General features: G+C 46.3%; 23 protein-coding genes. 8 read left to right on the top strand and 15 right to left on the bottom strand.

Translation table 11 applies throughout. The features are described from left to right. Positions 1-58 precede the first annotated feature (58 nt). Positions 59-709 (top strand): hypothetical protein, encoded by a 651-nt coding sequence (locus HW560_RS14005; protein WP_090903728.1) that lies wholly within the window; start codon positions 59-61, stop codon positions 707-709. Between the two features lie 34 nt (positions 710-743). Next, complete coding sequence (locus HW560_RS14000; protein ID WP_090903729.1) at positions 744-1301, top strand: DUF1697 domain-containing protein; 558 nt, start codon at positions 744-746, stop codon at positions 1299-1301. 215 nt (positions 1302-1516) lie between these two features. Here the strand turns inward: HW560_RS14000 and HW560_RS13995 are convergent, their stop codons facing one another. The 5 genes from HW560_RS13995 to HW560_RS13975 all read right to left on the bottom strand — a co-directional run bounded on the left by HW560_RS13995 (position 1517) and on the right by HW560_RS13975 (position 5238). Next, on the bottom strand, positions 1517-1960 hold the full coding sequence (locus HW560_RS13995) for an Hsp20/alpha crystallin family protein (protein ID WP_090903730.1): 444 nt from the start codon (positions 1958-1960) through the stop codon (positions 1517-1519). Between the two features lie 189 nt (positions 1961-2149). Next, on the bottom strand, positions 2150-3361 hold the full coding sequence (locus HW560_RS13990) for an MFS transporter (protein ID WP_090903731.1): 1212 nt from the start codon (positions 3359-3361) through the stop codon (positions 2150-2152). A gap of 107 nt (positions 3362-3468) precedes the next feature. After that, the gene (locus tag HW560_RS13985) at positions 3469-4431 is read right to left on the bottom strand and encodes a helix-turn-helix transcriptional regulator (RefSeq protein ID WP_179263557.1); all 963 of its coding nucleotides are present in this window, start codon (positions 4429-4431) and stop codon (positions 3469-3471) included. A 164-nt stretch (positions 4432-4595) separates the two neighbouring features. Continuing rightward, complete coding sequence (locus HW560_RS13980; protein WP_179263555.1) at positions 4596-5039, bottom strand: hypothetical protein; 444 nt, start codon at positions 5037-5039, stop codon at positions 4596-4598. Then, entirely contained in the window at positions 5020-5238 is a 219-nt protein-coding gene (locus HW560_RS13975) for a helix-turn-helix transcriptional regulator (RefSeq protein WP_062325685.1), read from the bottom strand. Before HW560_RS13975 ends, HW560_RS13980 begins: the two co-directional genes overlap by 20 nt. A gap of 258 nt (positions 5239-5496) precedes the next feature. Here HW560_RS13975 and HW560_RS13970 point away from each other — a divergent pair, with 258 nt between their 5' ends. After that, positions 5497-7083: a choice-of-anchor I domain-containing protein gene (locus tag HW560_RS13970; protein ID WP_257031907.1), complete on the top strand. Its 1587-nt coding sequence runs from the start codon at positions 5497-5499 to the stop codon at positions 7081-7083. A gap of 108 nt (positions 7084-7191) precedes the next feature. On the opposite strand, the gene HW560_RS13965 is transcribed toward HW560_RS13970, so the two are convergent. Both HW560_RS13965 and HW560_RS13960 read right to left on the bottom strand, forming a co-directional pair. Further along, a complete protein-coding gene (locus HW560_RS13965) occupies positions 7192-9435 on the bottom strand; it encodes a carboxylesterase/lipase family protein (RefSeq protein ID WP_179263553.1) in 2244 nt (747 codons plus the stop codon). 530 nt (positions 9436-9965) lie between these two features. Continuing rightward, complete coding sequence (locus HW560_RS13960) at positions 9966-10697, bottom strand: hypothetical protein (protein ID WP_179263551.1); 732 nt, start codon at positions 10695-10697, stop codon at positions 9966-9968. A 284-nt stretch (positions 10698-10981) separates the two neighbouring features. On the opposite strand from HW560_RS13960, the gene HW560_RS13955 reads away from it, so the two are divergent. Next, on the top strand, positions 10982-12634 hold the full coding sequence (locus tag HW560_RS13955) for an alkaline phosphatase (RefSeq protein WP_257031904.1): 1653 nt from the start codon (positions 10982-10984) through the stop codon (positions 12632-12634). A gap of 192 nt (positions 12635-12826) precedes the next feature. Next, positions 12827-13192 (top strand): VOC family protein, encoded by a 366-nt coding sequence (locus HW560_RS13950; RefSeq protein WP_179263549.1) that lies wholly within the window; start codon positions 12827-12829, stop codon positions 13190-13192. A 129-nt stretch (positions 13193-13321) separates the two neighbouring features. On the opposite strand, the gene HW560_RS13945 is transcribed toward HW560_RS13950, so the two are convergent. From HW560_RS13945 to HW560_RS13910, 8 genes are all read right to left on the bottom strand, one after another. Continuing rightward, positions 13322-14545, bottom strand: a complete 1224-nt coding sequence (locus HW560_RS13945) for a GNAT family N-acetyltransferase (RefSeq protein WP_306459237.1) — start codon at positions 14543-14545, stop codon at positions 13322-13324. Positions 14546-14854: 309 nt separating this feature from the next. After that, positions 14855-16336 (bottom strand): methyl-accepting chemotaxis protein, encoded by a 1482-nt coding sequence (locus tag HW560_RS13940; RefSeq protein WP_177185848.1) that lies wholly within the window; start codon positions 16334-16336, stop codon positions 14855-14857. A gap of 367 nt (positions 16337-16703) precedes the next feature. Continuing rightward, complete coding sequence (locus HW560_RS13935) at positions 16704-17756, bottom strand: pectate lyase family protein (protein WP_179263547.1); 1053 nt, start codon at positions 17754-17756, stop codon at positions 16704-16706. Between the two features lie 198 nt (positions 17757-17954). Further along, complete coding sequence (locus tag HW560_RS13930; RefSeq protein ID WP_090903740.1) at positions 17955-19097, bottom strand: DUF4179 domain-containing protein; 1143 nt, start codon at positions 19095-19097, stop codon at positions 17955-17957. After that, positions 19087-19635, bottom strand: a complete 549-nt coding sequence (locus HW560_RS13925; RefSeq protein ID WP_244192776.1) for an RNA polymerase sigma factor — start codon at positions 19633-19635, stop codon at positions 19087-19089. Before HW560_RS13925 ends, HW560_RS13930 begins: the two co-directional genes overlap by 11 nt. A 138-nt stretch (positions 19636-19773) precedes the next feature. Continuing rightward, positions 19774-20100, bottom strand: a complete 327-nt coding sequence (locus HW560_RS13920; protein ID WP_109998890.1) for a hypothetical protein — start codon at positions 20098-20100, stop codon at positions 19774-19776. Positions 20101-20139: 39 nt separating this feature from the next. Continuing rightward, a complete protein-coding gene (locus HW560_RS13915; RefSeq protein WP_257031903.1) occupies positions 20140-20769 on the bottom strand; it encodes an SMI1/KNR4 family protein in 630 nt (209 codons plus the stop codon). 35 nt (positions 20770-20804) lie between these two features. Next, positions 20805-21254 (bottom strand): DUF6386 family protein, encoded by a 450-nt coding sequence (locus tag HW560_RS13910; RefSeq protein ID WP_179263545.1) that lies wholly within the window; start codon positions 21252-21254, stop codon positions 20805-20807. A 101-nt stretch (positions 21255-21355) separates the two neighbouring features. Here HW560_RS13910 and HW560_RS13905 point away from each other — a divergent pair, with 101 nt between their 5' ends. Genes HW560_RS13905 through HW560_RS13895 form a run of 3 tightly spaced genes read left to right on the top strand, consistent with a single transcriptional unit; the run spans position 21356 to position 23876 of the window. Further along, on the top strand, positions 21356-22168 hold the full coding sequence (locus HW560_RS13905) for a MerR family transcriptional regulator (protein ID WP_179263543.1): 813 nt from the start codon (positions 21356-21358) through the stop codon (positions 22166-22168). After that, positions 22165-22854, top strand: a complete 690-nt coding sequence (locus HW560_RS13900) for a GNAT family N-acetyltransferase (protein WP_179263541.1) — start codon at positions 22165-22167, stop codon at positions 22852-22854. The genes HW560_RS13905 and HW560_RS13900 overlap by 4 nt, the downstream gene beginning before the upstream one ends. Continuing rightward, positions 22827-23876 (top strand): alpha/beta hydrolase family protein, encoded by a 1050-nt coding sequence (locus HW560_RS13895; RefSeq protein ID WP_257031902.1) that lies wholly within the window; start codon positions 22827-22829, stop codon positions 23874-23876. The genes HW560_RS13900 and HW560_RS13895 overlap by 28 nt, the downstream gene beginning before the upstream one ends. Positions 23877-23882 lie beyond the last annotated feature (6 nt).

The raw sequence follows: 23882 nt of genomic DNA, 5'->3' as shown, positions 1-23882 counted from the left end.
CTATAAGGGAATGTAACTGCTTGAAAACAAGCCTAATACAAGGAGGAATCAGCCACCGATGGAACAGCTAAATGCCGCCCTCATCCGTTTGGTAGAGCAGCAAGATTTATATAATGAAGCATATGGACTTTTCAAAAATAATGATCTGCGTCCTCGTGAACAACACCGCCTGCCGGAAGTGGATGAACGAATCCCGCTCTCTCCAGAGCTTCAATATCTGTACAGCCACTTCGAGATGATGGATGAACTGGCCAAAGGCACACTCAAAATGAAAAGTGCAGCCGTCGAGATCGGTGATGCGGCTCTGCTCTTCTTTGTTGCACCTGAACATCTCCATCGTCAGCAACTAGGTCACCGCTGGATCGGCATGAACGAACCCTATGAGGAGTCAGCCTCGTGGCCAAAAAATCATGTCGTCATTGCGAATTTTAACGATGATCCCTTAATCGTGGATACAGCAGCACCGAACTCGCCTGTATATGCGGCCTTTGCGGGTGAAGAACCTCAGCTTGTTGCCGATTCATTAACAGACTTTTTTAATGCACTGGCCATCCTGATTGAAGCTGCACGGGACTATGACGGCGAATTGAAGGACGAGGAAACGTATGAAACCAAACCCGAATATCTGGAGCATGTTGAACCTATATTGAATGATGTACTGGGAGAAGAGCATACTGCACATTTATTTGAGTATTTGTCATTTCGTTAGAAGTAAAGGATCACAGAATACGGAGGGTTGAATCATGATCTATGTTGCTCTGCTTCGGGGTATTAATGTGGGCGGTAATAATAAAATCAATATGAAGCAATTGAAAGAAACGTTTGAGCAAGCGGGCATGTTGGATGTGGTGACGTATATCAACTCCGGCAATATTATCTTTGCCGACCATCAGGAACGCTTGGATGCAAACGCTGAAATAGCCCAAATTCTTGAACAAGCCATAGCTGTTGATTTTGGCTTACAGATCAAGGTGATGGTACGTAATCTGGATGAAGTACGGACGGTTATTCAGGCACTGCCGGAGCAATGGACGAATGATGCCGCGGCCAAAAGTGATGTCATGTTCCTCTGGGATGAGGTAAATGACGTTTCAGTTCTGGACAAACTGCCCATCAAACCGGAAATCGGCACATTGCTATATGTTCCCGGAGCCATTTTATACTCCGTCAGTAAAGAACTTGTCACCCAAAGTGGCATGAACAAACTCATAGGCTCCAAGGTCTACAAATATATGACGGTTCGGAACGTGAACACCACCCGCCAGATTTACAAGCTGATGCAGGCAGCAGCAGAGAAGTAATGTGAATCAGCCGGGATCATGCTGTGCGCTTTGTGATGAAACTGAGGTCATCCAGCGAACAAGAAATGGACTGTACATGTCCAATCAGACCCGTTAAATGATGATGTAAAAAAATCCCCGGGCTAAGCGCCCCGGGGAATAACATCAGATACGTCTACTGCTTGCTGACTGCCATGAGGGAGGAAGAACGCTCCCGTATTTACATGTTACATGTGTCAGTCAATCTGGATGCTTTTGCGGCTGTGATCTTCGCCCGGACGCTTCGGAATGTCGAGCTTCAACACGCCATTTTCCAATCTGGCCTTGATGTTTTCCTCATCAATATGCTCCACATAGAAACGTCGGATAAATTCACCTGAACGTCTCTCTTGCCGAATGATTCGATTCGTATCATCCTTCTGCTCAGTCATTTCATTCCGTTTGGCTCGGATGATCAGTTCATTACCTTCAACGTGAATGTCTATATCCTCTTTAGCGATGCCGGGAAGCTCGGCTTCTACCAAGTATTTGTTTTGTTCCTCGCGAATATCGGTCCGAAATGGCTGTAAGCCAGTTCCGAATGGAGAGAGGAATGGAGACTCAACCATGTCATTGAAGGATTTCAGCATGTGTCCGAACAGGTCTTCATTTCGTTTGCGAAACGGAATCAGATCAAACATCAAAATCAGCTCCTTATGTGTGGTTGGTTTAGTTGTTGCTTACATGTCTTATTATAAGAGCGACCCCAACATTGCTCAAAATTCGTTAAAGCTCAAAAAGAACGATTTTTCCACGCCACGATTCATTCCCTTAAAATAGATTCTGCTTTCTTTTATTTTGACCTTTTTTGACCTTCTGGCTTTATCTGACTATGATACAGAACGTATGGCTTCCTTTGCCTTCGCTGGACCAGATTGATCTTTTCTAATGCCCAGCATAATAATACCCATGATTAGAACCAACAGAGCTATCAGCATGAACGGAATATGTTGATCCACCTGATACAGTGTTGTTGTCAGTAAAGGGGTAATCACGGCTGATATGCCTTGAATCGCTGCAACCAATCCGGCTGCGCCACCCTGCTGTTCTTTGCTGACCGAAAGAGAAGCTCCTGCCATAAAACCAGGCATCATCAGACCCGAGCCCATGCCGAACAGGAAGAAGGATAGATAATAGACAACCAATTGACTGGAGATCAGAAACAATACCATGCTTGCGAGCAGAAAAAGGGACCCGAGCAAAATCATCGGCCGCGGCTGCCATTTCAACCACTTCATCTGGATCACCTGCATGATCAGCATCGCAGCTCCGGAGAACATGAGTCCGAAGGAGACCATTCTGGCTGTAGCTCCTGGAGATAATGCGAGCTGATCCTGAAAATAAAATCCACCGACAACCTGTAAAGTCATAATGCCCATCATTGTAACCAAACCAGCAGCAAGATACATCCGCAAACCGCGTTGAAGCGGGTTAACCTTGGGCGCTTTCTCCTGAATGACCGGCTTGGCAGCAGGAATGAGCAACAAAGCGATAATAAACGCCGCTAACGCAATAAAAATACCAAAATAAAGCGGCCACAGCAGGCCGATTATGGTAAAAGCACCTGCAATCGCAGGGCCTAATACAAGTCCCAGCCCATTGGCGGCACTAATAATCGCCATCCCGCTTCCCCGCTCTTCCCCTTCCGTCACATCTCCCATATATGCCTGAGAAGAGGATAACACTGCCGGAATGAACATACCGATCAAGCTCCGCGTTACAATGAGAAGGGTTAACAGCAGGCCTCCTCCGATCCACGCATTTAATCCACTATACATCGCTAAAGCAAACAACGCACAGCTTATGGACATGCCTATGAATCCAATCAATATGATGGGTTTTCTGCCTTTCAGATCACTGAATCTGCCCCATACCGGACCCATTACAGCCATGGCGATGGACCCGAGTGAAATAATGAGCCCGGAATGACTTTCTTTCATCCCCAGCTCACGAATAAGCGGCGGCATAATGGGAGCAATAAGCATAAGACCCAACATGGCTGCAAATACGCTAAAAAAAATACTTCCTCTGATTCTGTTCACGCTCATACACTCCTTTATTTTTCAGTACAGTAACCACTGTACCTGGAGTATATAAGGTTGAAAGAATCTCGACTGCCTCCATACGGAACAATTAACGGTTAGACGGATTAATTATTAATATTTTTTTTCATTTCCGATGGCTTCACACCGAATTTGCGATAGAATTGCTGGGAAAAGGCACTGATATTGCTGTAACCAACTGCGATCGCTGCCTCAGTGACGTTGTTCTCTTGGCTGCGCAGCAATTTCATGGCGTTATCCAGACGAATCTGACGCAAATATTCAAAAACGGTAGTGCCGAACAGCGCTTTGAAGCCTTTTTTCAATTTGAAATCATTAAGACCCACCTGTTTGGACAACGCCAGCAGGGATGGAGGGTCCACCATACATGCTTCCATAATCTCCCGGGCGGTATGCAGCTTCCGTATATCCTCTCTGGAGAATCCTAAAGGGATAGGTGCCAGATCAAACAGCTGAATCATAAACCGATTCAATATCTCCAATGCAGTCGCTTCCATCATTAAGGAAGATCGGAAGGGGTTATTCAATTCGCCAATCAGACTGTCAATCATCGTTCGAATTCTGTGATCCAGCTGAAATATGATAGGCTTGAATACACAATGCCCCAAAATGTCCTGAAAACGAATGGACTTGCTGGTTGCCAATTGTGCACCCGCATAATTGAACAATGAGATCGGAATGCCGATGGCAAAAGAAGTATAATTCTCCTGCGCAGGCGGGTGGAACCAGGCTTCAAAATCACGCATCATAAGGAGTGCTCCCTGTCCAGTAGACAGCGTATATTCCTGACCGGATATGTCTACATAACGCGCACCTGACAAGGCAAACTGCAGCTCAATGATGGGAATATTCGACGCAAAGAATGTAGGACACGGCTCACTATAATTAATCTGAGAATACACAATTTCGATACCACTATACGTGGTAACTCTTTTGATATTGCCACTGCCCGCTTTAGCAGAGAGCAGGTACGTATGTTCATCCTGCTGACGGAATGGTTCCTGCGTTAAATAATGTTGGTATACAACGGCTAACGAATCGAAACCCATGAGTTTTCACCTCGCCTGTATTGATCATGATCCTCGAAAAGGAAATGGATTCAACCTTATTGATAACTATTCTCAATTAATTTTACCGCAATTTCCCCTTTTCGACCAGTCACATGACGAGATCGTTACCCTTCATATTGAAGCGGTCGTCCCAAGGGGCATTTTCACATTTTTTTCGCGTAATAATTGAATAGGAAGATGCCCAGCCCAATTTGAAAAATGAAAACACTCGCCAGTACAGTCACGACAATCGGTTCTACACCGATCAGACTAAATAGCACGGTTACGGCCATCAGAATATAAAAAATAGTAATATTTGTTTTCCAGCCTGCTTTTTCCTTCAACCGAATAGTGCGTTCATCTTGAACATCGATCTCCTTCTGTCTCAATCGCTCAGCATACATTGCCTGATTAGAAGACTTGTTCATCCATATGGAATGCACCGTATTGCCAAGCCCCAGAACCAGAAGCACCGAACCTGAACCGATCAACAAACCCGAGACTCCGCTTAATGCTTCGCCTCTCAGAGCAAACCCACCAATACATGTCATAACCAGACCTGCCATTGCCAGTAGTACATGCACCCACTTATTGGTTGCTTTCATCATCCTGCTCCTCCTCGTAAATGAAAATTTCTTCGATGCTCATGTCAAAATAACGGGCAATTTTGAATGCAAGAATAATGGAAGGATTGTAACGACCGTTCTCCAATGATCCGATCGTCTGTCTGGACACCTCCAATCTGTCGGCAAGTTCCTCCTGCTTGATTCCATTTTTCTTTCGAATTTCTTCCAGTCTGTTTTTCAATATAATAGCTCCTTCAAAAATGGAAAGTTAACTTTCCGTAAATATATCAAAATTTCTTCAATATGTAAAGCGAGCTTTCCATTCCAGGGATTTGTTGTTGATTTCCCGCTATCTCAGCTGTTATTCAGATGAAAATCGTTCCTGTTTACGATTTTACACAACTCACTTTGTGTTTTTACCCTTCCGTAACATTTCATCCCTATACTAAAACAATTGTACATACCATCACACACGAAACGGTAAAGGGGATCTAGAACATTGAAAAAGAGAAATCAATGGCTCGCCGTTATGTCCATGACAGCCATACTCACTACAGGAGCAACAAGCTACACGCCGATGGCCAATGCGGCTAACACACTTGAACCTGCTAACGATCATGTCGTACTGCGAACAGCGATACAAAATATGCAGGGAAAAGTCACTTGGGACGGAAGCAAGCAAAGGGTCGATATTCAGCTAGGAGACATACAGGCACAGCTCCCGGTCGGGACGGCCACAGCCACCATTAACGGTGTAAAAACTCCACTGGACAGCAAAAGCTATATCGCCAATGGAATAACGTATGTATCTCCCAAAACGCTAAAGCTAATCACGAATCAATTGATCCTGAACCAAAATAAAACCGGATTTGAACAGACTGCGGCCTTTCAGATGCCCGGAGGCAAAGCTGAAATATCAGCCTCTACTCCTGATGGTCAACGTCTGTTGGTAACCGAAGCGGACAATGGCAGCATTTCCGTGCTGGATATTGCAGACCTGAATAACATCAACGTTTTGAAGACCGTCAGCTTCCATGACCTCTCCGCCAAAGCGGAAGTAACGAGCGTAACGGTATCCAAGGATGGCAAATACGGGCTTGCCGTGATTCGTAGAGGCGATACGGACACTGAAGCCAATAAGGGATTGCTGGCGATTGTTGACCTCACAACCTACAAAACCGTGAAGACGTATGAACTTGGCATCGGGCCAGACTCCATTGCGTTGTCACCTGACGGCCTGCATGCAGTTATTGCCATTGAGGATGAAGAACTTAACAAAGCCGCCGATGAGATTGATTATGCCAATGCGAAGCGTCCAGGCAGCATCATGATTGTATCTTTTGCTGGCGGAAACGTACTTGAAGGTGAGATCACCAACTTGCCGGTAGCCCTGGAAAATGTAGCTGGAGCAAGCTATCTGCATGATCCACAACCAGAGTATGTTGCCATTAGTCCTGACAGCAAAACAGCAGCCGTAACGTTGCAGGAGAACAATGCCATTGCTGTTGTTGATCTGGAGACGAAGAAGATCAGCTCGATCTTTTCGCTAGGCACCACTTCACATCAAGCCGATCTGAAAGATGACGGCATTGTCCAATTTACTGAGAGTTTAACCGCTCGTTATGAGCCGGATGGTATTGCTTTCTCTGTTGATGGCAAATACCTGTTGACTGCCAATGAAGGTGATTTGGGCAAGGATGAATTTGACGATGGGGTAAAAGCAGGCGGACGCAATATTGCGGTCTGGGATCTGCAGGGAAAGCGGATGTACGATAGCCAGAACCTCATTGACGAAGCAACGGCCAAGACTGACTTGTACCCGGATGACCGCAGTCCCAACAAAGGCAGTGAAGTTGAGAATTTGACGGTAGCAATGATCGAAGGCAAGACTTACGCGGCAGTGGCTTCCGAAAGGGCAGATGCCATTTTGTTCTTCGATCTTGCTGATCCGGTAAATCCGGCTTACCTCGGGCTTATCCCCACTGCTGGTGAATCGCCAGAAGGCATCCATCGGGTTAATGGGCGCAGCCTGTTTGTAAGCGCGGACGAGAGCACAGGAACACTTAGTTTTTTCGCAAAAAAATAGGTCAAGCAACCTTTAGGTAGAAGGAATTAGCTTCACAACCATAAATAAAAAGGACAAGAGAGTATGCTTTCTTGTCCTTTTTATTTTACTGACTCCTATATGCCGGACTTATTCCCAGAAGAATCGGCCTGCAAATACTTTTTCCGTCAACAGCTTGTACGTTTCTTCAGACAATTCTTTCTTCATCTTCGCCATTACCGCTTCCTTGCCTTCGTTATACTGTGAGGACATGCCAATCTCTGCTGTGGTATTGTTCGCATCCAGACGCATGATCGGAGTCTTGGCATCTTTCGTCCAAGGTGTCCATGCCGCCAGTTCAGTCGAGCCACCATTACCCGGGTTGCCCGTGTACAGAAACTGTTTCAGATAAGCTGCCATGGCTTCAGACAATTGCTCACGACCAGGTTTGTTCGTTTCACTGAAATAACCTTCCGGGAAATAGGCTGCTATACCGTCCGCATGCCCTGTATAAAAGTCCATGTCCGCTCCATGTGGTGCGCCAAGCAACGTTTGCAACCGTTCGGAGATGACGCCAGGCTGTGTGCCCCATGCAAAACGGTAAGCATATACCGGAGGTTGTCCCTCCTCACTGGTCAAACGTTCAGCTACACGCTCTGCATTAAAACCTGCATAAGCCTCGCTGCCGTATTTCAGGGCTGCAGCATACTGCTCCGCCTTGGTCTTATCGGTAAACAGGGTTCCATCGTCAATCGATGGAACAAAGTTCGGATCACCAAAGGCAAATCCGGAGAATTCGGTTTCCAGACTGCCCAGCAGTACAGGCACTTGTGCATAATTACCGCTGTTGATGGCGTCAAATCCTTCTTTTGGAATGACTGTACCATCACGGAACAGGTGAGGGAACGGCTCCATACGGATCGCCGTGGCACCGAATGCAGTGACCAGCTTGTCCGCAGGCAACTCGCGCAGATAGGTCTCCAGCTGTACCTGAGATTGTTCAGCAATCCATGTTTTGGCTTCTTCATCCGTAGTCGCTTTGCCCTCTGCCACGAGCAATTTTACGAGCGCATTCTCGGACCTCTTCTCTCCATCTTCCGGTGCTGCTGTGGTCAAGCCTCCACTGAAGGCGACGGCTTTCTGGTATAGCCCTTTGCTGAGTGGAGATATGAGGGTTGCGAGAACATCACGGGCTCCTGCAGATTGTCCGGCCAAAGTCACATTGCCCCTGTCTCCGCCGAAACCTTCGATATTATCCTGTACCCACTGCAATGCACGGAATGCATCCAGCAAACCGTAGTTGCCGGAATCATCCAGGGCATTGCCGGTTTTCAGCGCCGCGTTTTGAAAGAATCCAAGTGCTCCAAGTCTGTAGTTCACGGAAATGATGATGCTGTTCGTTTTACGCGCAAGCTGTTCACCCTGAAAATCCTTGCCTGATCCGGTCATATTCCCGCCGCCGTGCAGAAACACCATCACCGGAAGTTTCGAGCTGGTTGTATCGGGACGCCAGATGTTGAGGTACAGCGAATCCTCGCTTCCTGCTGTATTTTTACCGGATAACTGCAAGCTGTTCGCAGCAAATTGTTTCGCTGGTCTGGTTTCCGTCCATGCCTCCGCTTCACGCGGAGCTTTCCAGCGCAGTTCACCTACCGGAGGTGCGGCATAAGGAACACCAAGCCAGCCGAGCGTACCGTATTGTTCATAGGTTATGCCATCAATGGCGCCATATTTCGTCTGCTGCAACGTTTGAGGTTTGAATGCCTGAACCTGTTTATGTTTCATCCAGTGCTGCTCCAAGGTCTCGCTGCCATTCTTGAGGTGTGCCTGCAATGCCTGTGCGGTTGCCTCCGCCATCTGGCGATTGGTAAGTTCGCTCGTACCCTTACCTTGAAGCGCCTTCACCCCCTTAACGGATGCATAAGTGGAAGCTTCTCCTTGATTGTAGTCTGTACCTGCCTCATATCCAAGTACCTTCAGCAGCATTTCGGCATATCCTTCCGTTGTCAACGGTGCATTGGGTTCAAAACGTTCGCTTCCTGCTGCAATTCCAGACAGATACGGATGCAACTTCAAATACCCAACCACCGGTTGCAGCAGCTTGCCTGCTTGTGCAGCATCTTCATACGTATCCGTACCGTTGTAGGCGAGTGCCTCCTGTTCCAAACCTGACAGACGCAAGTAGAGCACAGCAGCCTGTATACGGGTTGCCTTTTTGTTCAGATAGGCTTCATTAACGCCCTGACCATTGCCACGAATCAGCTGGGATTGAATCAGTTTGTCCATGGCTGTGGAAGAAGCGGAACCTGACATTCCGGCCGCATACGCAGGCAGACCTGATACACATAAACCCAGAATGGTTGCTACGGCGATCGTACGTTTGATAGTTTTCATGTCTTAAATCTCCTCGCTGTCTAATAGTGTGTGATGGAATGAGTCAGGCGTTTTTTATATAAAAAAACCTGAATCAAAGGCAAACAGACGTCGCTTAACGCGGTCTTCTGCCCTCAATCCAGGTTTTGCCTGCAATCAGTAACAACCCTGAGGATTAATGAGGTTAGATCCATTTTTCAGTTGTAAACGCAATCAATAGTTTGATAATGAAATCATAAACGAATGAACCGGTACAGGTATTGCCCGAGAGATCGGTTACAACCCTGTTGTTATGGAGATGTTAGCACGAAATGAAAGCGCTAGCAATATTTTTTTTTAATCATACTCATTATGAACTCCCCTAGGGACCCAAAGTAAAGAGCCACCCATGACTAGGAAGTGATCCCTACATGTATGGCTCTTTTGAATGAAGCTCAATTAATCCAACGTTCGTGCCAATCTTTCCAGCAGTTCCACGGCCGAAGCCAATACCGCTTCATCGATATCGAATTCCGGGTGGTGATGTGGGGCAGGTAGTTCGCTGCCAACGATCATATACGTAGCTTGATCTTCAACTCCAAATGTTGCAGCGGGTAACGCTCAGTGGATTGTTCTCCTGCCTCATGCAGCCGATCGATCTCGATCATAAGCACACCGATCTGACTGTCCTTGAATGCGGAGCTGCGAATCTGTTCAATCAGCATGCGAACGGCCTGCACCGTCTCTAACTTGGTCGAGTCGATTTTGAAGACTGGAACCCCTCTCTCGAAAAGTCCTTCATATACTGCATACAGGCATGTAATCGCTGCCTTGGTGTGCCCTTCCTGCCAGTGACGAACGTGGAATTCGATCATTTCCTGTACATCATAGTCTATGGAAAACACGTATTTGCGTAACTGCTCCTCCGAGAAATTCAGCTCTTCCAGGCTGTCTATCAGCCCCCAGCTCTCATTGTCAGTCATATCAATAGAGATGTCTTTCACGGGGCTGTCCAATGTATAAACGGCTTGGAGCATAGCTTTATATAAACTGGCCCCTGTAGGCGGACAGTAGATGGCATGTTCTTTTTCATGCAACACGGCTTGGGCTGTCAGATAGGGAATCGGACCCGTAAACACCCACCCGTGTACATTCTCTCGGTTCCTGGTAATAATGTTCCCCGTTTCCCTGGCGTGTTCATACGGGTATAGCTCAAAGCTCGCCCCCAGATTCTGCTCGTGCAAAGCACGCATGGTGCGCTCGATGGACGGCTTCGGCCCAACAATTCCGATACGGTAATACATTCGCACACCTCCTTGTCCACACACCGCTTCTTCAGACACATATTTCAATACAAAAATCATACCGAACTGAAGTTCCGCTGTAAACCTCTCCATAAACAACCAGTGTAAACATTAATATATACAGAACGGTTCCAACCTTACTCATCTTCATTTTTTGATTCGATTCCTTCTCCCTAATCGTAAACTTTACATTTAGTTAATCCAGTGCATACGCTCACTTATCATTCATTGTATACACTGGGTTTTGGATACCAAACTATACATATTATTAGGAGGATGTGTTCATGTTAAACCGATTCAATACCCGTGCGGCCAAAATGATGCTCGCGGTAACGACGATTGTTACGGCTACGCTGGGAGGCAGTAGTGCAGCTTGGGCTGGGGAAGACACCATCTCAACAACTTCTGGTTCACCAATCAAAAATGTCATCATACTCATTCCTGACGGTATGGCTAACGATGCCACCGCTCTGGCCCGTTGGTACAAGGGTTCCTCTCTTACATTGGACTCCATGGCTAGTGGCATGGTTCGTACACACTCTGCGGATGCGCCGATTGCGGACTCGGCCCCTGCGGGAACAGCCTTTGCTACAGGTCATAAATCACATACAGGGTATGTCGGAGTACTGCCTGATAAAGCAACGATGCCTGGACAAAAAGCCATCGCACCGGGAGATGCCAAAAAACCGGTCGCTTCTATCCTGGAAGCATCCAGACTGGCAGGCAAAGCAACTGGCATCATTGCGACATCTGAAATTATGCACGCCACACCGGCTGACTTCTCGGCCCACTATCCGGATCGCAAAAACTATGATGCACTGAGCAAACAGCAGGTCTATAACGGTATGGACGTTGTTCTTGGCGGAGGAAGCAGCTATTTGGAGCCTGCCGGACGCAAAGATGGCGAAAACCTGGTCTCATCCATCAAGGCACTGGGCTACGACTATGTGACTACTCCGGCAGCGATGAAAGCTTCCACTTCAGGCAAGCTGTGGGGCATGTTTGCCCCGGCAGGCATGGCTTACAATATGGATCGTGATCCAGCTAAACAGCCAAGCCTCGCCGAGATGACAACTAAAGCGATCGAGGTTCTTTCCAAAGATGAAGATGGTTTCTTCCTGATGGTTGAGGGCAGCAAGGTCGACTGGGCAGCACATGCCAACGATCCAATCGGCATTATCAGTGATGTGCTGGCGTTCGACGATGCCGTCAAAGTAGCCACGGATTTTGCCAAAAAAGATCAAGAAACCGTTGTTGTCGCTGTTACGGACCACCAGAACGGTGGATTGACTATCGGCAATGCCTCAACTACAGGCACTTATGATAAAGAACCGTTGTCCACATTTATCGGACCTCTGAAAAAGGCCAAGCTGACAGGCGAAGGTTTGGAAACCAAGCTGAATGCCAAACGAACTAATATCAAAGCTGTGATGAAGCAATACTATGGCATTACCGACCTGACTTCCGAGGAAATCGCTGCCATTAAAGCGGCCAGTCCTGGCAGCCTCAATTATACGGTTGGACCGATGATCAGCAAACGTTCCGGCATCGGCTGGACCACTGGCGGTCACACGGGCGGAGATGTTGTGCTATATACGTACGCTCCGAATAATGATCGTCCTTTCGGTGTTATCGACAACACGGATGTAGCCAAATACATGGCACGTGTGCTGGACCTTGACCTCGATAGCGTTAGCAAACAATTGTTTGTGCCTGCGAAACAGGCTTTTACTGCCAAAGGAGCAACGTACAAGCTGGATCTGACAGATGCCAAAAATCCAAAGATCCTCGTAACAAAAGGCAGCACCAAGCTTGAACTGCAAATCTACACAAATATCGCGCTCGTGAATGGTAAAAAAACAACCCTGGATGGCGTTATTGTCTACAATGGCGTAGAAGCCTTTGTGTCACAGGATGCGATTGAGCTGATTCAATAAAAAAAGTGCCTGCTCATTGAACGGCACTCTTAACTAAACTGCCCAAGAATATTCTTGGGCAGTTTTTCGATTTCACTTTTAAGTCCAACTTCTATATACAAAGGTAACGTGTATGGTAGGCCCATGCACAGGCTTATCGTATAATAAGTATAACGTTTATGAATATTGACGCCATAAAGGAGAGGTTCACCTATGTTGATCAGACTAAACTGGATCACACTGCGGGTACGCGATCTGGAAGCATCGCTCTGCTTCTACCACGACATGCTCGGGCTGCCGATTCAGTGCAGATTCGAAAGCCGTGGACGGCAGATTGCCATGCTGGGCCCAGAAAATGAAACGAAGCTGGAACTGATTGAGGGCAGCGAAACCACTCTCAAGCCAGAGGCCGGCGTTTCAATTGGCTATGAGGTAAGGTCACTGGACGAAGCCATGGAGCAGCTCGCTACATTAGGCATCCCGATTGCACGAGGCCCCGTCCAGCCCAATCCGCATCTGCGGTTTATTTACATTACCGACCCAGATGGCTTCGAAGTGCAGTTGGCCGAACATGCATGATTAAGGCTCGAGCATGTGGGGAGCGGTTCCAAATAAGTGTACGTTTCAGGATGACTGACCTGTTGTGTGTGGAGTCAAACCTACACGTACACCCCACATAGTACGGCGTCAGCGTGCTGTTGTACAAGTTTACAGCTTCATCCGACGCATTAGCGGTACACCCATGCGATTCAAAAGCCGTTCAAGCAGCAGCCAGCACCAACGTCTGCTCATTGGCAGATGGCGCTCATACACAGCGGAATACTCGAAATTGGGCACAGCCCCACGGTTGCGCTTGAACTGCGCAGCACCAGCACTCTCATGCAACAGATGGCCGTTCTCACGGGCCTGTCTAATCAGGCAAGCTGACAGCATGCGGTACAGCCCGATGGATTGGGGTAGCGCCGTATCGTAACCGAACAACGGCGTTGTCATCACCCCATTTCGACAGAAGTATCCCATAACCGCATCTAAGCGTCCTTCCTTCCGCAGACCATACAGGGCCAGCGCTCCAGAAGCTTTTGCTGTGGCGATGAACTGTTCACTGAATTGCGGATTATCATAAGAGTATTTTTCAAGGTATAGCAGCTTGTACAGCTCCGCAATTCGTGGAATATCTTCCTCCGTCAGATTCGCTTCGGAAACGAATTCATATCCGTGCTTGGCCAATAATTCGTAATCCCGCTTCAGCAGCCAGCGCGACTTCGCATTACCAAAATTCGGATCATTCGGCTGGTACAAATAGATTTGACGGCTCGGAATCAGTTGACAACCTGCTTGCTTCAGCTCTTCCGTCAGATCAGAGTGAAGCCCGGGGCACAAGGAGCGAAATACGACGGCATGCTCAGGATAACGCTCCTTTACTGCTGCAAGCAGACAAACCGCCTGCTCTCCTGACATGGCTGGATACAGGTTTGTTGAGAACAGCCAGTTGTTGACATGTACAACCTTGTTTATTTGTGAATGCCGCATTCCCCACCCCACTACACTCAGCAGCGCGGAGAGCCCTTTTTCCAGTAATGGTTTCTGAAGCAGTATCAACTCCTGCTTGGCATACCGTACATAATGCGTATAAGGCGAACAAACGTAAGAATTTTCATACTCTGCCTCATTTACCGTCAACGGAAGCACAAGATCGTCGATCCGTGCGATAAGCAGGTTTGTGCTTACATTTATCATGAAGCCCCGCGTCCCTTGCAGCATCAGGGGTTCCAAATATGCTCTTGCATATCTGCCGTCCCCGGTGTTAGGCCAGTCCATATCTTCAAGCGAGTTCCGATCATAGAAGCGAACGCGACTACCGTAATTTTCATTCATCGATTCATCTGTCTGGTCGCATCTCGCCTGCTTTTGTTCCGTTATTCCAATCTTCACGTTCTGCTCCCCCACGAGATAATATTGGCGCTTCATTGATAAATATCGTTCTGCCTCCTTATGTAAGTAAAGAATCTCGTTCTCTCCAACGTTTTTATGTATTCCTATTCCTCCCATTATAGTGGGCCTGGATGAACATCCACAATGATTTCGTTGTTAACAGCCAGAGATAGATCATCCCATCCAAAAAAAACAACCAAGCCTGCCCCACATCATGGTTGGAGACAGGCTCAGTAACTGAACTTCGAATATAAATTGGTGTAATCAGATGACTCCGATGCAGTAATCCAGCTTCGGCCCTGCTTTATTTTACAACGTATCAGTTGTAGAACGTATCTCGTTCTTGTCCGATACCAAATCGCTCAGGTCCACAATCAGTTGCTCTAATTCTCCGAAGCTGTCCACCATCTTCTGGGTCAGATTGCGCTGTTCTTCCATACTGGCAAGAATTTCTTCCGTTGCAGCACTCGATTGCTGGGTCACACTTGAAATTTCCGAAACCTCATTAACCACTTTTGTAGAAGATTCTCTCATGGTGACTGAACTGCTCTCGATATCTGCGGCCTGATTCAATACTTGCTGCGAATTGCTGTTGATCATACGGAAAACCTCTTCTGCCGTTTCAACACTGTCTTTCCCTGCTTGCAAAGCGAGGCGAATGCGTTCGAATCGATCCGTCAACGCCTGAGTCTGTCCTCTCAAACGGAACAAAATGACTGCAATATCATTAGCCGATTGACCGGAGTGTTCCGCCAGCTTGCGAACTTCTTCCGATACGACTGCAAACCCACGTCCATGCTCTCCTGCACGGGCTGCTTCAATCGCTGCATTAAGCGCAAGCAGATTCGTCTGATTTGCAATATCCGAGATGCTGTTCAGCATTAGAGACATGGACTCACTTTCCTCGTTAAACTTGCTCATATCGCTGGCTGTGGTATCAATCGTTTCATACAGCTCCTGCATCTGGACATTCAGTTGCTCCATCTGTGTACTGCCTGTTTCCGTGCTCGTTGCCATGCTCGCAGACAGTTCTTTCATCTGATGCGAGTAGGAAGCTACATCGCGTATATGCTGATCCGACAAGGACAAGGACTCTGAAATTTCAGCCACACTGGTGGCCTGGAATTCGACCCCTTTGGCCACCTCGCTGAATCCAAGCGTCACTTCATGGGTAATGGAGCCGGTGTCGGTTACTTTTTGCTTCAGTTGGTCCGTATAACGAGATAGCCCCTCTACAGATTCTTTGACCCTTACAAGCATGGTTTCCACTCTCATTTTGGAATGCTCCACCTCTTGCCAACGGGCTTCGCTATCCCAAAAGAGTCTTTGATTTAACTGGGAAACCATCATCAGAATAGCTCCGGTAAGTGCAAACAATCCTACATCAACAATATGGCCAATAAATTCCTCGGAGCTCTTTGTCTCCACCAGAACAACCTGAAGAATACTAATGGCAAGCAGAACGAGAAATCCGGTTGTGAACAGTTTCTTGTCAGGATAGAGCAATAACACTGAAGTGATAACCAGACTTAAAGTGATGTTAACACTTCCCCAGCCTGCATAAACTCCACAGACCGTAATCAGGAGCGTACAAAGCCACGGGATCACATGGATATATTTCTTTTTGATGTTTGCGTAGGTTACCCAACCCGCGAATAAAATAGCTACCCCATTCGAAACGAGCAGCTTGGGTTCCAGAAAGGCCATACCAAAACCGATGGCAACAATAACCCACAGGATGATACAGATCAGCTTGTTCCTTTTCCAGATGATTTCATCATAACGATTCATGAATTTCCCGTCCTTTTTATCAATTAAATACCATGGCGAAACATTTTCTGTACTATCTTTTATCAGTCTATGGTCCTTGCTTATGAACGAATCGCAAAATCCTAGGGCTTTGTTATAGTACATTAGGTCTTCATAAACATGAAAACACACTTAATGTATATCGGATTTTTATTATAAATTTTTAATATATGAAGGAATATAATATGTACTAATATTTCAGGGATTTTATTTGGTTTTCTCCATAGTAAAAACATAGTAAAAACCCGCATCAGGGATACGGGCTTTTACATGCTAATCTATTCAATCCACATCATCATTGGGGGCCATGACTTCTAATCTGTTATTCCAGAAGGAGATCAGCTACCTTTCATTTCCCGAACACAAGTGTGTTGTTAGACGAACCTGCATACTTGGTGACAAACTCGCGGGCATAACTGGCTGTCTGCACTTCATAGCTGTAGTTGGAGCTTGGTCTCCAGTTCGTTTTTGGAGAAGACGGACTGCTTAAAGCAGGTGTACTGCCTGTATCCGTAAATTCCCCGTTTCCTTTATCATCCAGAATACCGCCTTTTTCAGCACCAGCACCGAAATAATTGTTTTCGGAATAAATACGAGCTTTCTCTCCAATGGTGATCGCCTGGTTAAAGTTGTTGGCGTAATTGTTTTTGATATGGAAATAACCGTATCTCATGAGACCAGGACCACGTACATACAGATTTTCAAAATAATTATTAGCCATAGTTACATGAGGTACACCATTATAGCTGCTGTTGCCATCATTCGGATATCCGAGAATAATTCCGTATTTGTGGTTTGCAAATTTGGAATTGCTGATCGTAATATAATCTGCGCGATCCCCAATGTACAGCAGCTTGTCCAGATCACTACCGCTTGAGCTGTAGCTATGGCCGGAGAACGTCACGTGATCGATCCAGTAGTTGGAGCCTGAAGTAATATACATCTGGATATCGTCGTTAGCATTAATATTGGAAGCGTGTTCAAAAGTCAGGTTCTGAAAAATAACATTGCTTGAGCTGGACGTCGATCTGAAATGAATGTTTGTCAGCGTGTGTTTATCAAAGGAACCGACCAACGTTTTGTTCGATCCAAATTCGACTTTTTGCAACGTAGAAGAAGAAATATTTTGTTCAATAACTACAATCTTGGCAGTTGAGCCTGCCATATGCGTTCGCAAATCATTCAGATTGCTGACGTAGACAACCTGACCGTTCTTGCCACCTGTCGTGGCTGATTTAGATACACCACTCTCATTTTTGGCGTTACCGGCAAAACCCGTTAAACCATTCGTGCCTGTGTTGGGATAACTGGCCGCACCATATGTAGCGGGTGCCGTAGAGACCGTGGAGACTGTCAACAATAACAGTGTTACAGCAAGTAAAAGAATCGAAAATTTCTTCAAAATTTCACCATCCTTTATAATTTTATCCTGCAAGACAAGTAGATTATATCGTGTAACATCGGATGTGACAATACAAAAATTGCAATTTAACCATTATTTTTATTTTTTTGCAACAGCAGTCCCCGTATAAGAAAAATGAAAGGACGACACAAAGTCATCTGCAAAAACCATGAATTTGTATCGCCCTTCTTCTGAATCCTATTTGATTCTCAGTTCCAGCATATGTTTCTCGGCTTCCTGCCAATCATCGTAAACTTTGCCGGGTTCACCGCGAAGTTTTAATACCAGAGATTGTGGGCCATCCAGCAGATTACTACTAAAGGAATAGATCATCCCATCTTCCGTCCCATTACCTGATACACCGGACAATTTGGTCTTCTGCCCGTCCTTGGTCGTGGATACAATCTCGATAGGGTTAACCACATCACTGACGGAGAGTTTAGTTTTATAATCAATTTTTTGATTAGGTTCATAGATAAATCTTACCCGTGTCATAAGTGGTGATACCTCTGCTTCAGATAACAATACCTCATGACCCCCAATCGTAAATAACTGATTAAGTTTGATCTTTTCTGTCTTGGGTACCGAAAATTTAGGGTCCAGATCGAAGCTCACTTCCATCGGTTTCGAGAATTGGTATTTGGGATCTTTTTTAACCTTATTCGTGTCAGCCAACAGATCAGGAACTACAGATGAAATGCGAAAATCGAACTTCACTTGATCAGGAAGCGGTGTATTCCCATCCATTTCAACGGTGCTGCGTCCGTAAAGTGTATACTTTCCATTTGGGGTGTACAGGCTGCTTATACCGCTATAGCCAAGCGATTGGTTCGTCATGCCATTGACCACATTCGTTTTGGGAACTGAATATATCTCCTGGGAAGCATCCGTCTGGGCTGTGTACAATACGATCATCTTGTTTTCATCCGCCATCACTGCATTGACGGTTAACTGATATATTCCTGATTTCACAGAACGATTCACGAGCTGTACATAACCATTGTTAATTGCGGATGAAATCGTGTTTCCGTCTACCTCTTTTCCAGCCAACTCCCGAAAAGGTTCAAGAACTCCCCAATTCTGTGCGGGCTGGCTGTACATTGCCTGTTGTGGTGTAGAAGCGCCAAGTGGACCCATCAGCAGCCAACCGGCTGCTAGAGCTGTTACGAGCACCGCCGTAATCCACTTTAATTGCACATGACCTGTCATTCGCCGAGTTCTTGCCTTTGCCAGACCTCGCTGAATGGCAAAGGCCGTGTCCGCCGGATTCAATTGCTGTCTCTCCAGCTTAGCCTGGGAAGCATCTGCGAAAAGTGCCTGTTCCTCCGGACTAGTTGTCATGCCAATCCCCCCTGTTCTTCATCTGTTTCCGTAACAGTTCCAACCCTTTATGCTGCCAGGTCTTGATGGTGCCCTCCGGTTTGCCAAGAATGGAGGCAATCTCAATCGACGTCATGTCATTATAGTATTTCAGCAGTAATACATGGCGGTATTTAGGTTTGATTTTCTCAAGCATGGTCCACATCGCAAGTCTGTTGTCGCTGCATTCTGCACTGCCAGACTCGGATATCGCCTCTTCCAACCCTTCGCTTGGCAGTGGTGTGGCCCGTTTGCGACGTCTTTGTTCATCAATGCACACGTAGATCAGAATACGAATAATCCACGATTTGAACGCCTTCTCATTTTTCAGAGAGCGACGCTTGATCCAGGCCCGGCATGTCATCTCCTGTACGGCTTCGAGCGCATCATGACGATTACGCAGGTAACTGTAGGCAATGGAGATCAGCGTGTCCTGATGCTCCATGATGGATTGGACAAATGCCGTCTCGTCTTCGCTCTGTACAAACAGCATCTTTTTCATCTCGGCTTTGGTTTCCACCCCGCAATCCCCTCCTTCTCTCTTTCTGTGGTTTAAGACGGATGAACAAGCCAAACCGTTTTTTATTTATTTTCCATCACAAAGAAGCCCCGCCTAATCCTGAGGAGGAAGCTCTTGTATGGATTTCCGCATCATTATTTAAAGTTCAAACCATTCCAGCTCAGTGTCTTCCTGATTCGCAGCTGCTTCCATCTGCCTTAGCCAGTTTGCTGCGATGTCACCCCAAGTATGGAACAGACAATAGATGTACAACTCTCCCTCCACAATCTCATCCATTCCCGATGCCACTTCAATCGAGACTTGTAGAGCTTCAGGCCAGGACGAATCCTCCTGTAGCAACGCAAACCCATCTTCATAATGCTCCAGCTTATACAAGTCGGAGAAGGTTAAGGAGTCCGCCAGTCGCTTCACAATCCGAGGTAAAATGACAGGATTTGTTGTTCTGATGCCATATTCCCAGCCCATCAGGGTACCTCCTTCCATCTAAAAGTTAGCTAAAAACCACTAATCTTCCCCATTCAAGTCATTGATCGAGCGGTCCAGCCACAATTCATACCAGTCCAGAAAACCCAGCCGCTCCGTGTTGCCCATATAATGATCCGGATAAATCCCATTACTGTTCGCTCGATCATCGGTCCAGATCTCTCCGTAGGACAATCCCTTCACAATCAGATTAAGTGACACGCCACATCCAAAATCACTGATTCGCAGCATCCCTGCCGACCATTTCGGATCATAATACTCATGTTCAAGCGCTGCCCACTCGTCCTCTTCCTTGCTGTCGTCGTACCAGTCAACATCCCAATTCCAGGATTCCACATGTGGGAACGGCTCGGAAATCGCATTCAACTCATCCTCATAATCCATCACCAAATATATGCCGTTTTCAGGCTTTTCCAGCCCATAATAGGGACCTGTTCCACCACTGCCAACCCCAAGCAGAAAAGCTTGATACTCTTCAGGCAGCTCTATCTTCCATTTCTGTTCAAATGCCTTAATCTCATCCAATGTCCATACCGGAGCCATATCATATTGATGATTCTCTGCCCCAAACAGATTCCGCTCCGGGTCCAGAGTCTGAAGTTTGTTCAACTTTCCCTGTATGCGTTCCAACTGGGCCTTGTACATTTCCATTTCCATATGCCTCCTTCCATTGCGTACCCATAATATTAGATCCGGATCAAGTCATTCAAACTATTTTCGCTTTGCAGACTGGGTGTGATGTTAATCGAAATTTGGTTGTCTTCCTTCGTTACCGTACATGCATAATTTCCAGGTTTCAACTGGAGCAATACACCGCCACATGACTCATCCGGCTCCAACTCACCCCCACTGACATCATCGGCAGCTCCCAGATACACGTTACCGGAAGGGACACGTAAATGGTATACCTGTGCAGTCTCCAGTTCCTTCCCCGCATCATCCAGACTCCATGTCACCTCATACTGTCCATCTTCACCCAGGTTCAGAAACAAACAGTTGCCTGCATTTACCTCAGTCAGTTCATCCTCTGCAATAGACCACCAGTCCGGTGTATCTTCAACACGATGTTTTAGCGCCGCCAGATCATACAGGCACAATGCTGCCGTATCCGTGAAGAACTGAAATTTCCCGTTCATTCTATATCTCACTTCCTTATTCAAAATAAACAGCTTGACCTTAGGTCAGACCTAAGGTTTATAGTGAACCTATTCCATCAAATCAGACAGGAGTGAGCACGATGAACAACTACATCACAATTCGCGAACTATCCAAATTAATGCATGTTTCAGTCCATCAAATTCGATATTTTGAGGAAAAAAAGATACTTTTCCCGGCATATGTGGATACCAACCACTACCGTATGTATGGAATGGATGAGATCTACCAGCTTTCTCACATCCTTTTATTGCGTAAGCTGAATGTCCCTGTTCAGCAAATCAAAGAGTGCCTGCTCTCCTATTCCGCAGATGACTATTACGGATTATTAACCGATTCGCTTCAAGATGTACAATCACAGATTGATTCGTTGATCCATATGAAGCAATTTATTCAGAGCATATTGCAGGAGCAGCAGGAATGGATCAGCCAATCACAGCAGGATCAGCGTATACCCATATATGTGATGAAGGAAATTCCCGTTCGGCACTTCACCACTTGGATCACCATCCAACCAAACGAATCTTTGCATGCCCGTGCACTGTATCAGCATCGTACGGAACAACATGCATTGTTTGAAACTGATTTTCACTACCTGTATAGCTCAGATCAGGTTGCTGTCTGTGTACCGTCTTCTAATGCTATCAGCGATTCTTTTGTGGAAAAAGGTTTGTATCTAACCAGATCCTTCACAGTGACATCCGAAGAAAATATTGCCCAGGAAATTCATCACCTTAACGAACACGCATTTCAAGCTGCTTATGTGCTGGTAGACCCAATAATTTTAATTGAAAAGTCCTATCTCTCCATGTTAGGAACTGATCAATTACACTATGAGATCCAGGCCAGAATTGAGGTCACTCACCCTGAAGTGAAAGAAAGGAACCAATCATGAACCTCACGACTCCGATTCAAATTGTTGACTATGATGATCACAATCAACATCAACTGGCTGTCCGAACGTTAATAGTCCATTCTTTTGCAGCCAAGTTTGAGGCTCTTGTGCCGCTCGCCCCAACAGAGATAGTTGACTTGCTTGGCGCTATATGGGTTGAGCAGGGAAACTCACTATCCAGTAGGCAGTTCATTGCTATGGATGGAAATCAGGTTGTGGGGGTTCTATACCTGAAATGGTACCTCAAAAAAAAACTACATATAAAAAAAGAGATCCACCAAATTCCATTCCGTAAGCTTTGCAAGCAATACGGACTACGCAATGTCTTCACATTTATGGTCGGGATGATTGCCTTGGACTATAAGCCGGGTCCACAGGAATGTTACATTGAGCATCTGGCTGTAGCCACAAGTCACCGAAAGCGTGGAATTGCCAGACAGCTGCTGATTACAGCTCAAAAATTCGCAAAACAACGTCTTCATTGTGAATATATATCTTTGCATGTATCCAGCAAAAACACGCCAGCCATTCATCTTTATAATCAAATGAACTTCAGAGGGAAATCATCACATACCAGCCCTTTCAGAAAATTCCTGTTCCGTGAACCCGAATGGATTTTCATGATCAGCCCTATCTCAGACATCGAGGAGGTATTCCATTGTTCAAACATTTATCCCCTAGATTAAGATTATTCACACTCCCACTTTTCAGATGGCTGATCACTGCGCTGATCATCATTCTGTTCATTGTGTCTTGGGTGCTCGTTCAGAACACATTCAACATGAAAGAAACACGCATCTCCATTCCAACCGCACATGGACAATTAACGGGTATACTCGCACTGCCCAAACATCATTCAGATAAGGTTGGCCTTGTCGTTTTTGTACATGGAGATGGTCCAATTAATGCCAGTTATGACGGTGGATACCGACCTTTGTGGGAAAAGCTTGCCATGGCGGGATATGCCTCCCTCTCGTTGGATAAACCTGGTATTGGTGGTTCCTCGGGGAACTGGCTTGACCAAACCATGGAGGATCGTGCACAGGATGTCTTAACCGCCCTTGAATGGGCCAGAAAAGAAGCCTCTATTGATCAAGATCGAATTGGTTTGTGGGGTGCCAGCCAGGCTGGATGGGTCATTCCATACGTCGTGAAACAAGATGCGGGTATTGCATTTAGCATTTTGGTTTCCCCCGCCATCAACTGGATTACACAGGGCAGATACAACACCCGGCAAGAAATGCTCCAGGAAGAATATACCAGGGAAGAGATCACTGCAAGACAGCTCTATAATGACCAGGTTCTGCAGCTGATTCGAAACAAGGCCACCTATGATGAATACCTGCACATGGCTAATAAGGAGCAGCTCATTTCCAAGGAGCGCTGGACGTTTATCGTCAACAATGTGGAATCGGATGCCACAGATGGGCTAGCTTCGTTTCATAGCCCTGTTCATCTTGTGCTTGGAGGTAGAGATATAAATGTCGATGTTCAAGAGACAGAACGTGTGTATCGTCAGATGATTCCACAGTCACTGCTCAGTGTAACCAAACTACCGGATGCAGATCATTCGATGCTGCCCTCTTCACTGGTGCATTCTACGTTCAAAACCTATGCAACCGCCTTGTTCTCTCCACGAAAGCTTATGGACGCACACTATTTGGACGATATCGTTCAATTTTTGAACTCTATTAGGGATAAATCTTAAGATTGA

It is taken from the genome of Paenibacillus sp. E222 (genome assembly GCF_013401555.1).
Taxonomy (GTDB): Bacteria; Bacillota; Bacilli; order Paenibacillales; family Paenibacillaceae; genus Paenibacillus.
The sequence above is the reverse complement of the archived record's forward strand: the minus strand, read 5'-3'. Positions and strand labels throughout refer to the sequence as shown.

Excerpts from the sequence above, each read along its gene's own strand:
- HW560_RS14005 (WP_090903728.1), top strand. The coding sequence starts at position 59 with ATGGAACAGCTAAATGCCGCCCTCATCCGTTTGGTAGAGCAGCAAGAT.
- HW560_RS14000 (WP_090903729.1), top strand. The coding sequence starts at position 744 with ATGATCTATGTTGCTCTGCTTCGGGGTATTAATGTGGGCGGTAATAAT.
- HW560_RS13995 (WP_090903730.1), bottom strand. The coding sequence starts at position 1,960 with ATGTTTGATCTGATTCCGTTTCGCAAACGAAATGAAGACCTGTTCGGA.
- HW560_RS13985 (WP_179263557.1), bottom strand. The coding sequence starts at position 4,431 with ATGGGTTTCGATTCGTTAGCCGTTGTATACCAACATTATTTAACGCAG.
- HW560_RS13980 (WP_179263555.1), bottom strand. The coding sequence starts at position 5,039 with ATGATGAAAGCAACCAATAAGTGGGTGCATGTACTACTGGCAATGGCA.
- HW560_RS13965 (WP_179263553.1), bottom strand. The coding sequence starts at position 9,435 with ATGAAAACTATCAAACGTACGATCGCCGTAGCAACCATTCTGGGTTTA.
- HW560_RS13960 (WP_179263551.1), bottom strand. The coding sequence starts at position 10,697 with ATGTATTACCGTATCGGAATTGTTGGGCCGAAGCCGTCCATCGAGCGC.
- HW560_RS13955 (WP_257031904.1), top strand. The coding sequence starts at position 10,982 with ATGTTAAACCGATTCAATACCCGTGCGGCCAAAATGATGCTCGCGGTA.
- HW560_RS13950 (WP_179263549.1), top strand. The coding sequence starts at position 12,827 with ATGTTGATCAGACTAAACTGGATCACACTGCGGGTACGCGATCTGGAA.
- HW560_RS13940 (WP_177185848.1), bottom strand. The coding sequence starts at position 16,336 with ATGAATCGTTATGATGAAATCATCTGGAAAAGGAACAAGCTGATCTGT.
- HW560_RS13930 (WP_090903740.1), bottom strand. The coding sequence starts at position 19,097 with ATGACAACTAGTCCGGAGGAACAGGCACTTTTCGCAGATGCTTCCCAG.
- HW560_RS13920 (WP_109998890.1), bottom strand. The coding sequence starts at position 20,100 with ATGGGCTGGGAATATGGCATCAGAACAACAAATCCTGTCATTTTACCT.
- HW560_RS13915 (WP_257031903.1), bottom strand. The coding sequence starts at position 20,769 with ATGGAAATGTACAAGGCCCAGTTGGAACGCATACAGGGAAAGTTGAAC.
- HW560_RS13910 (WP_179263545.1), bottom strand. The coding sequence starts at position 21,254 with ATGAACGGGAAATTTCAGTTCTTCACGGATACGGCAGCATTGTGCCTG.
- HW560_RS13905 (WP_179263543.1), top strand. The coding sequence starts at position 21,356 with ATGAACAACTACATCACAATTCGCGAACTATCCAAATTAATGCATGTT.
- HW560_RS13900 (WP_179263541.1), top strand. The coding sequence starts at position 22,165 with ATGAACCTCACGACTCCGATTCAAATTGTTGACTATGATGATCACAAT.